A 9,440-nucleotide genomic window follows, 5' to 3' on the forward strand; every position below is an offset into this window, starting at 1 on the left:
TTGTCGCCGCTGTCGCCCCAGTTGTGCACGATACCCAGCGGCCCAACGATGTGCTGCTCGAAACCCGCCGTTTGCATGAAGCCTGGTATTTGGGTAAGTCCGTAATCCGTACCGAGTGCTTTTTCCAATGCACTCAGGAAAAGCACATTGAAACTCGTGCCGTACTCCCAGTAGCCAAACCCCTCGGGATAGGCGCCATCGGGGCCGTAAGGTTCCATGGCTTTGGGGATACTTTCCAGAGAGCGGTTCAGTGTGCGTTCCGCCAGTTCCGGCTCGTGTTCGGCGATGGCCAGGGCGCCAAAGGTCATCCCGGCGTTGCAGACCTGATTCCAGTTGTGTTCGGCGTTAAGAAACCAGTTGTAGTCTTTGTCATAGGAAGGCTCGATGCCTTTCTCCAGGATGGCAGTCCGTATTTTCTGGCGGGTACTTTCGGAGAGGTCGTCGTAGAGCCAGTCGTAGCCGATGGCGACGCCCATCGTCATTTCGGCTACATCGAGAAAGTGGCTGGGGTTCCAGTCGGAGAATTCGGCCACCGCCAGCATTTCTTTCTCAGCGCGTTGCAGGTACTTTTTGTCGCCCGTGGTACGGTAGGCGTAGGATAGCTGAAAGATGCGCCTCAGGGCTTCCCTCGATACGGACAGGAGCCGCCGGCCCGTCATGATGCGTTCGACGGGTGCCGTATTTTGCAGGCGGTCGCACTCAGCCAGAATAGCGTCGTGGATGTTGTGGAGAGCCTTATCACGCTGGATTTTTTGCAAAAGGTCCTTTTCCTCGCCTTTTAGTAGGAGCAAACGAGGGTGCGGGCGTTTGAGGTCAGTTAACTTACCGGCAAAGGGCTTGGTATCGGGGGCGGGAGTTGGTGGGGTATTCCTCTGACCACAGGCCACAAGGGTGATCAGAATCAGACAGATCAATAATGAGTTTTTCATGGAAGTAGCAGTATTTGTCAACATGAAAAAGAAAAGACCAGGCGGCGCCTATTTTACTATTATTTTTTGTTCAAAAAACAGTTTTCAGATACTTTAATTGTTAGATTGACATATTTTAAATAATCGCAATGGAGTTCGGTATAGTATATGTATTAGAATAATCATACAAAAATGCATTACCATAATAATCGACTAGCTTCTTACGCCTATTCTGAGATAAAATTCATACTTTTGCCCTGAAAATTTCTCTTAACCTAACTAACTTATTATGTTAAAAAGTTACCTAAAATTTAGTAGCTATGCCTCTCTGAGCCTGCTGCTGATATTGCTTTTCCAGACAGCCTACGCCCAGGATCGCACGGTCACGGGCAAAGTCATCGACGATCTGTCGGGCTCGGGACTACCCGGAGCCACAGTCACCGTGAAGGGCGGGACTTCCCTGACTGGAACTACCACCGGGGCCGACGGTACTTACTCTGTCCGAATCGGAACGGGCGCCACTGCCCTGGTCTTTTCTTTCATTGGCTACCAAAATAAAGAAGTGGCCATTGGCAATCAGTCCATTATCGATGTGCAGCTCGACAGCGACGTCAACGCGCTTTCAGAAGTAATCGTAACGGGCTACGGCTCGCAGTCAAAGCGAGACATCACCGGGGCGGTCACGACCGTGAACGCCCAGGATTTGAAGGCAGTGCCCGCTACTACTTTTGCCCAGCAGCTGCAGGGCCGCGCCTCGGGCCTGAACGTGGTGAATGACGCCACACCCGGCGGCAACGCTACGATACGTATACGGGGGTTCGGTACCATCGGCAACAACGACCCGCTCTTTATTATCGACGGCGTACCTACCGAGAACTCGGGCAACTTGAACCCGAACGACATCGAAACGATCCAAATTTTGAAAGATGCTTCCTCGGCATCCATCTACGGTTCGCGGGCGGCCAACGGAGTGGTTATTATTACCACCAAGCGCGGGAAAGTCGGACAGCCCGTTATTTCTTTCAATTCATATTACGGCATACAGACCCCCTCACGCAGTCCCGACGTACTCAACGCCCGCGAGTTGGGCGAGTACCTGTATTTGGCTGACAAGTACGCGGGAAAGGATCCATCGCACGGCCAATACACTTTCGGCCCGAACGGGCAGGTGACCATTCCCGACTACGTATTTCCCAGCGCGGGCAAGGAAGGTACTCCCGGAGTAAACCCCGACCGCTACTCACTACGGCCCGGTAACATCTACGCCATTACCAAGTCAGCCGACACGGATTGGTGGAAGGAACAGACGCAGTCTTCGCCTATCCAAAACTACCAGATCGGTGCCACGGGCGGTACGGAAAATGGCCGCTACGCTATTTCACTTGGCTACTTCAGTCAGGACGGCGTGGTTAAATTTATTGGCTACGACCGCTACACGATACGGGCTAACACTGAATTCTCTGGCCTGAATAAGAAGCTTCGGATTGGCGAAAACCTTTCTGTCTCTTTCGACAACCGTAAAGGGGGCTTCGGCAACAACCAGGAGCAGAACGCCGTATCGGGTTCATACAAGCACCACCCGCTGCTGCCTGTTTACGATATCGAAGGCAACTTCGCCGGCTCACGAGGCCTGAACTTGGGCAATAACTCCAATCCCTACGCGACGCTATCCCGTCAACAGGATAACCGCACCATGCGGCTTCGTATATTCGGCAATGTGTACGGCGAGTACGACATTATCCCAAATCTGACGGTGAAAACCAGTCTGGGTATCGATGGCAACAGCCAACGGGGACGCTACATCGGCCGGGCTAACCCCGAGTACGTTGAAGGTAGTTTCAACAACGGCTCGACTTCGGCGGACGAATACTACTACCAGTGGGTGTGGACCAACACGCTGTCTTACTCCAAGCAGATCGGCAGCGACCACCAGTTCGACGCGTACGTCGGGACGGAGGCCATCCGGGAGTTTAAAGAGATATTCGGCGCTTCCCGTAATGGCTACGCCTTCGAGATTCCATCCATCATTAGCTACCTAGATTTGGGCGATGCCACCAAGGCATCCAACTACGGCCGGGTGGATCGTGACTATACCCTCTTCTCGCTTTTCGGTAAGGCAAACTACTCCTTCAAGGATCGTTACTTATTCCAGGCCATTCTGCGCAACGACGCTTCTTCGCGCTTCCTAAGCGCGTCGCGGAGTGCTACCTTCCCGGCATTTAGTGTAGGCTGGCGCGTATCGGAGGAAGGATTCCTTAAAGGCGTGAGCTGGATCAACGATATGAAGCTGCGCTATGGCTGGGGCAAGACTGGCAACCAGAAGATCGGTGATTACAACGCCTACACGACCTACCGCTCGGACATTTTCCACGCGGGCTACCCCATCGATGGGTCAGGCAGTCAGCCCACAATCGGCTACGACGCCGCCTCGCTGGGTAACCCCAACGCCAAATGGGAAACGACTACCTCCAATAACCTTGGACTGGACGCGACGCTGTTCAACAGCGCTCTGACGGTCGAACTGGATTTCTGGAACCGTCGGACCAACGACATGCTTTTCTCGATTCCTTTGACTTACACCGTGGGCGACGCCAGTGCGCCATCGTTCAACGTGGGTGAGATGAACAACAAGGGCATCGACCTGGGATTGAGCTACCGCAACAATCTGATGGGTGGCGACCTCCGGTATTCCATCGGAGCCAACTACTCCATGTATCGCAATGAGGTGGTTCGCCTGACCGAAAGCAAGAACACCAAGTTCTTCGGCTACGGGTCGCGGACCGACGCGGTAACGCTGACGCAGGCCGGACTGCCGCTGTCCTCTTACTACGGACTCACTGTGCTGGGCATTTTCCAATCGGACGACGAAGCCAATGCCTGGGCACCTTACGGCACCTACAATAAAGCGGGCAAGTTCAAGATCGCGGATATAAACAATGACGGCGTGATCAATTCCGACGATCGGGGCATTATCGGTAACCCGCACCCGAAGTTCAACTACGGAGTGAACCTGAACGTGGGCTACAAGGCCTTCGACCTAACGGTATTTGGAAATGGCGTGGTGGGTAACGACATATTTAACTACACCCGCTTTTTCGCCGATTTCAACACCTTCCAGGGCAACCGCTCGAAGCGTGCTCTGTACGATGCCTGGCAGCCATCTAATCCGGGCGGCACGACGCCGATCCCCGATGCCAACGATCAGATCAGCAGCCGTCCTTCGACTTACCTGCTTGAAAAAGGTACTTACTTCCGTTTGAAGAATGTGCAGTTGACCTACACGCTGCCCCGCACGCTGACTAACAAGATCGGTTTCTCCAACGTGCAGCTTTACCTACAGGGCCAAAATATGTTCACCATCACGAAATACACGGGACTCAACCCCGAGATTCAGACGGGAGTTGACAACACCCTGGGCTTCGACGGAGGTTTTATGCCCGTTTCGCGTAATTTCCTGGTGGGCTTGAATGTATCATTCTAAACCACTTTCTTCCAATCACCGACTTTAAAAATAGCATTATATGAAAACCAAAATAGTAAAGTACGGACTTGCCGCGACCGCCCTGCTGGCGAGCGTGACGGCCTGCAACGACGAATTCTTGACCCGGGAACCGCAGGGGCAGTACAGCCCGGCGGCTCTGAAGTCTGCCGGCGGCGTAGACGGCCTGCTTCTCGGGGCCTACGCCATGGTGGACGGGCAGGGTCTGGATGGTCAGGCACCCTGGAACAACGACATACAAAGCTGGGTTTTTGGCGGCATCGCCTCCGACGACGCATACAAGGGCACTGACTCCGGTGACCAGCCCGAGCAGTCGTTCATCGAAAAGTATGACTTCCAGCCCAACAATGGCCACATTACCAACAAGTGGCGGGGATTGTACAAAGGGATCGCCCGTACCAACGACGTGCTGAACACTTTGAAAGATGTCCCTGCCCTACCCGAGGCCCGCCGCAAGCAAATTGTGGCCGAGGCACGTTTCCTGCGCGGACTGTTCCACTTCGAGGCGCAGAAGATGTGGAAAACACTGCCATACATCGACGATGCAACCTTTCAGCTCAATGACCTCGAAAGCACCAAAGTCCCAAATGCGGGCCCGATTTGGGACAAGATCGAGGCCGATTTCAAAGCCGCGATGGACGCTCTGCCCGAAACTCAGGCCGAAGTGGGCCGCCCCACCAAGTGGGCCGCGATGGCGTTTCTGGCCAAAGCTTACATGTACCAGGGATGGGACGTACTAACGGGTGCACCCAACACGGCCAAGCTTACGGCCGCCAAGCCGCTGCTGGAAGCCATCATCGCCTCGGGCAAATTCAGCCTGATGCCGCGCTTCGAGCAGAACTTCCTGATTGCCTTCCGCAACAACGCCGAGTCAATTTGGGAAGTACAGTACGCCGTATCCAGTGCCGCCGACCAGGCCGCTACGGCGGGCGTGGGCTTGGCTCACCCCTACATCGACCCCTGGGGCTGCTGCGGATTCTATCAGCCTTCGCAGAACCTGGTCAATGCCTTTAAAACGGATGCCAGCGGCCTGCCATTGCTGGATACTTTCAATGCCACGGATGTTAAAAGTGATCAGGGCTTGAAATACACCGATCCCTTTGTACCCTACGCGGGCAACCTTGATCCGCGCCTAGATCACACGGTAGGTCGCCGGGGTATCCTGTTCAAGGATTTCAAAATCCACGGCAGCGACTTCATCCGTGACCAGACTTACGCGGGTCCCTATTCCCCCAAGAAGCACATCGCCGAAAAGGCAGGCTTCGGCATCAGCGGCTGGGGCAATCTGTCGAGCAACAACTACCGCATCATGCGTTACGGCATGATTCTGCTGTGGTTGGCCGAAGTAGAAGTGGAAGTGGGTAGTTTGGAAAAAGCCAAGGATTTGGTCAACCAGGTTCGCGCCCGTGCGGCCAATCCTGCTGGATTCGTCAAGAAAGCCGTGCAGGGTCCCGCCTCCCGCGACGACTACTCTGTGCTGAATGAGCCAGCGGCTAACTATGTCATTAAGCCTTACACAGCTTTTACGGACAAAGCGATGGCTCGCAAGGCCGTTCGTTTTGAGAGCCGCCTGGAGTTTGGTATGGAGGGTCATCGTTTCTTTGACCTGCAGCGATGGGGCGTTCAGGCGGAGGTTCTCAAGGCCTACCTCGCCGAGGAGCAGAAGAAGCGGGTATACTTGAAAGACGCCGTCTTCACCAAGGGCAAGAATGAGTTCTTTCCCATCCCGCAGTCGGCTATCGACCGCTCCTTCAAAACGGGCGAGCCTACTTTGACGCAGAATCCAGCGTATAAGTAAGGTTTCTCATTTTATTATCCAACAAAAGAGACGACTCGAAATGGGTCGTCTCTTTTGATATGCCCCATACTGCATTAAGTGTGGTCACAACCTGTCTTCAGCAAATAGTGCTTTTTTTATAGTAAAAATAAACGCGTACTATTGAAAATTCTTAGACTGAACCAACCGTGTGATGACAATGGAGCGTTCCTGGCGATATTTGATTCCATCCATACTGACTGCACTTTACCTAATTTTGTGCATTTATGCGCACTATTATTACCTCTACCCGCTGCTGCTTGTAGGTAACCTGCTCAACATCTATTGGGGTGAGTTCAAAAATACGGAACTCTCCGACGAATTGCGTTTTTTCTACCGCTCGAAAACTTCCTATTACCTCAAATGTGTGAACGCCGTCGTATTGCTGGGGCTGATTATTTGGGGAACTTTCTTTGTGGATAAAGCCAACTTTTCTTGGGGTCACTTATTAGGATTCAGCGTCACGACAGGGCTACTGACGGGCTGTTTCATTGTCACGCTGGCGCACGACCTATTACATAGTAAATCAAAACTTCAGAAAACGCTGTCGGTGCTACTGCTCACCGTTTCAGGCATTCCGCATTTCGCCACAGAACACGTTTTCGGCCACCACCGCTACATTGGGCTAAAAGAGGACGCCACGACGGCTAAGCTGAACGAGGATTTTTACACCTATTTTTTTAAAGTCACTTTTTCCAATTTGAAAGAAAGTTTCCTGACTCAATATGGCTTGCCGGGCTACCTGCGCCGTCGGGTGTTGTTTGCTAACCTGAAAATGCTGGGTCTGCTGGCCATGACCTGGATTCTTATATTCTTTTTTGCTCAAAACCCCGTCGCGGCGATCGTCTTTTTCATGTTGCAGGGATTCGTGTCCTACGTACTTTACGAACTCATCAACTATATTCAGCACTACGGTTTGCACCGTCGCGACAAGCGGGAGGAAATCTCGCAGCAACTTTCCTGGAACTGCTACTATAAATACACCAACTACCTCCTGTTTCTACTGCCTCTGCACTCGTTGCACCACCTACCCGACAAAAGCCGTAGAACTACCAACCTGAAAGCCGGGCCACGAATGCCCTATCTGTATTTTATGATGATCGCGATGGCACTACTACCACCGATTTGGTTTTATAAAATGAATCGTCTGGCTATGCGCTACAATCCCACCCAGTCATGAAGAAGAAAACAGTATTTCTTTTTATCGTCGCGCTCTTTGCGATTGGCGATACTGAGGCTCAGGATAATATTGGGCTACGCTTTGTCTTCGGTACGCTGCATCCTTACGGCGAGCAAAACGCTTTTCTGATGCCCAACAAGCTGGACGAAAACGCGGTGATAGTTCCTAACTGGGGTTTCATTGCTTCTTACCAAAGGTACTTTCACAAAAAACGCTGGGCCATAAAATTCGCCCAGGGAGCATACAGCGACTGCGCCCAACTTTTTGCCGGACATACCCACTTAGGCCTGAGGTTGAATGTACTCGCACACAGCCCGAGGCACTCCTTGGAAGTAGGTTTTGGCCCTACGCTGGTGTACCGTCAAAGCTGGTACCGTTTCGATGGTTACGTGCAAGAAACACGACTCTTAAAAACCAGCGGCAACTGGCAGTGGAATTTTGTTTGGTACGGCGGTGAAATCGAGTACGACTACAAAATCACCAAGAACATCGACCTAACGCTCAACGTCATTCCCGGCTATCCGCAGTTTTATACATTCGGGATTGGGGCAAGGTACTGGTTGAGGCCAATTGGGAATTAGTGAATGTCGGAATGTCGGACGGGGCCGCCCTCGCGGTGTCGGAATGTCGGAATAATAAATCTCTAATTTTCAGGTATCTAATCTAAATTTTATGATTTATTATATTCCCTTATTCCGACATTCACTAATTCCCAATTAAAAAACCTGCCGTCACCTCCACATGCGCGGCCCGAAAGCCGTGGGCTTTGATGTTGGTGCCTACGGAGAAGCCTTGGGCGATTTGATTTTCCAGCTTTCCAGGATACCAGGCAATGCCGACTTTTTCATAAATACGACCTTCGTTGGGCAAGGGCTGGGTGAGATACGCGCCGAGGCCGTAGCGCGTCACTAAATGCCCGATCAGGACTTCTTCTTCCAGATAAACAGCAGGCTGAACTTTGCTGCCCGAGCCGAGCCTTCCCGTTTCCAGCCCTAACCCGGTGCGGAAGCGGGTAGTGTGTTGGCGAAAGGCCAGCAGGCTGACCTGCCAGTTTTTGTGGAGCAAGTAATGTTCTCTGGTATAATCGTGAAAACCAACCGCCGAGCCGATGCGGAAACGCCAACGTTTAAAGTCCGTTATTACGGCCAGCGGACGGCGTACATCCAACTTATTTCCGGGAAAGTAGGCTAAGTTTATGTAGGCTAATGCTGAGTTAAGCCCGGCATTGGGTTGCACTGTATTCCCATTCGAAAGATGACTCACCAATGCGCCTACTTTGATCTCGAGCGCGGTTTTGCTCTTGAACTGATAGCCTAAATCCAGCATAGTGGCGGCGTTGAGTCTAGTACCTAATAAGGGCTGGTCGGAATTAAGAAGATCGCCCGAGACATAGGCCAGTCCCGTGCCGTGCTTGACTTGTAAAGTACCCAAATCCGATTTCCACACGTTGAATTCCAGGTAGGGAATTAAGGTGAAATTATTTTTCAAAATTCTATTTCCTGGAAAAAACCTACCCGCCAATTGTAGCCCTATCTGCGGGTACTTGTGGTCGGCCTGCCAGTATTTTTCACCGCTGGTCTGCCGATTGAGATCAAGCGTAAAACCGTACTGTTGCGCTGGGTCGCTGTTCTGATGCGAAGTGACAGCATTCCCATGCTGGAAGCCGGCCTGTATCGAGAATCCGCCCTGACCCGAAACTTCTGAGGCAATCAATAGCAGAATACCCAGTTTGCAACAACACTTCATGCTATTTCTCTTTGGGTGAGGCGAGCTACCTCACTATCCATCAGCCGAAACCAGCGGCCAGGAAAGAAAGCGGTGATCATCATCGCAGAAAATGGTCGGGGCATTTCACACCCGGCAAAATCATGGATTTCGTCCAGCCGTTCTTCCCGTAAATGGTGAATGGAGTGGACGGGCATCAGGTAGTGCATCCAGGCCGAGGTGCGGTAATAGCAGTTCCAGGCGTGGTGCAGTTGTACTACTTCTACCTTGCCTGTTTTGCTGATTTCCCTCCTCAATCCGTAGTGTTGAATG

The 9,440-nt window shown here is 52.2% G+C and carries 6 protein-coding genes and 1 pseudogene; 4 read left to right on the forward strand and 3 right to left on the reverse strand.

Annotated features, from left to right (window positions below):
- The coding region (locus ACEW8P_RS02465) for a DUF4962 domain-containing protein (RefSeq protein ID WP_373511528.1) at positions 1–929 on the reverse strand (929 nt) is incomplete at its 3' end.
- Positions 930–1,197: 268 nt separating this feature from the next.
- On the opposite strand from ACEW8P_RS02465, the gene ACEW8P_RS02470 reads away from it, so the two are divergent.
- From ACEW8P_RS02470 to ACEW8P_RS02485, 4 genes are all read left to right on the forward strand, one after another.
- Complete coding sequence (locus ACEW8P_RS02470) at positions 1,198–4,389, forward strand: SusC/RagA family TonB-linked outer membrane protein (RefSeq protein ID WP_373511529.1); 3,192 nt, start codon at positions 1,198–1,200, stop codon at positions 4,387–4,389.
- A 40-nt stretch (positions 4,390–4,429) separates the two neighbouring features.
- Positions 4,430–6,205 (forward strand): RagB/SusD family nutrient uptake outer membrane protein, encoded by a 1,776-nt coding sequence (locus ACEW8P_RS02475; protein ID WP_373511530.1) that lies wholly within the window; start codon positions 4,430–4,432, stop codon positions 6,203–6,205.
- 178 nt (positions 6,206–6,383) lie between these two features.
- Positions 6,384–7,403 (forward strand): fatty acid desaturase, encoded by a 1,020-nt coding sequence (locus tag ACEW8P_RS02480; RefSeq protein ID WP_373511531.1) that lies wholly within the window; start codon positions 6,384–6,386, stop codon positions 7,401–7,403.
- The gene (locus ACEW8P_RS02485; RefSeq protein WP_373511532.1) at positions 7,400–7,984 is read left to right on the forward strand and encodes a hypothetical protein; all 585 of its coding nucleotides are present in this window, start codon (positions 7,400–7,402) and stop codon (positions 7,982–7,984) included. The genes ACEW8P_RS02480 and ACEW8P_RS02485 overlap by 4 nt, the downstream gene beginning before the upstream one ends.
- Before the next feature lie 124 nt (positions 7,985–8,108).
- On the opposite strand, the gene ACEW8P_RS02490 is transcribed toward ACEW8P_RS02485, so the two are convergent.
- Complete coding sequence (locus tag ACEW8P_RS02490; protein WP_373511533.1) at positions 8,109–9,149, reverse strand: acyloxyacyl hydrolase; 1,041 nt, start codon at positions 9,147–9,149, stop codon at positions 8,109–8,111.
- Positions 9,146–9,440, reverse strand: a pseudogene (locus tag ACEW8P_RS02495) (hypothetical protein); the annotation flags it as partial. The pseudogene ACEW8P_RS02495 and the gene ACEW8P_RS02490, both read right to left, overlap by 4 nt.

Origin of the sequence: Persicitalea sp. (assembly GCF_041751555.1) — a bacterium.
GTDB lineage: Bacteria > Bacteroidota > Bacteroidia > Cytophagales > Spirosomataceae > Persicitalea.

What these genes read in the sequence shown, in the direction of transcription:
- ACEW8P_RS02470 (WP_373511529.1), top strand. Translation starts at nt 1,198, where the DNA reads ATGTTAAAAAGTTACCTAAAATTTAGTAGCTATGCCTCTCTGAGCCTG.
- ACEW8P_RS02475 (WP_373511530.1), top strand. Translation starts at nt 4,430, where the DNA reads ATGAAAACCAAAATAGTAAAGTACGGACTTGCCGCGACCGCCCTGCTG.
- ACEW8P_RS02480 (WP_373511531.1), top strand. Translation starts at nt 6,384, where the DNA reads ATGGAGCGTTCCTGGCGATATTTGATTCCATCCATACTGACTGCACTT.
- ACEW8P_RS02485 (WP_373511532.1), top strand. Translation starts at nt 7,400, where the DNA reads ATGAAGAAGAAAACAGTATTTCTTTTTATCGTCGCGCTCTTTGCGATT.
- ACEW8P_RS02490 (WP_373511533.1), bottom strand. Translation starts at nt 9,149, where the DNA reads ATGAAGTGTTGTTGCAAACTGGGTATTCTGCTATTGATTGCCTCAGAA.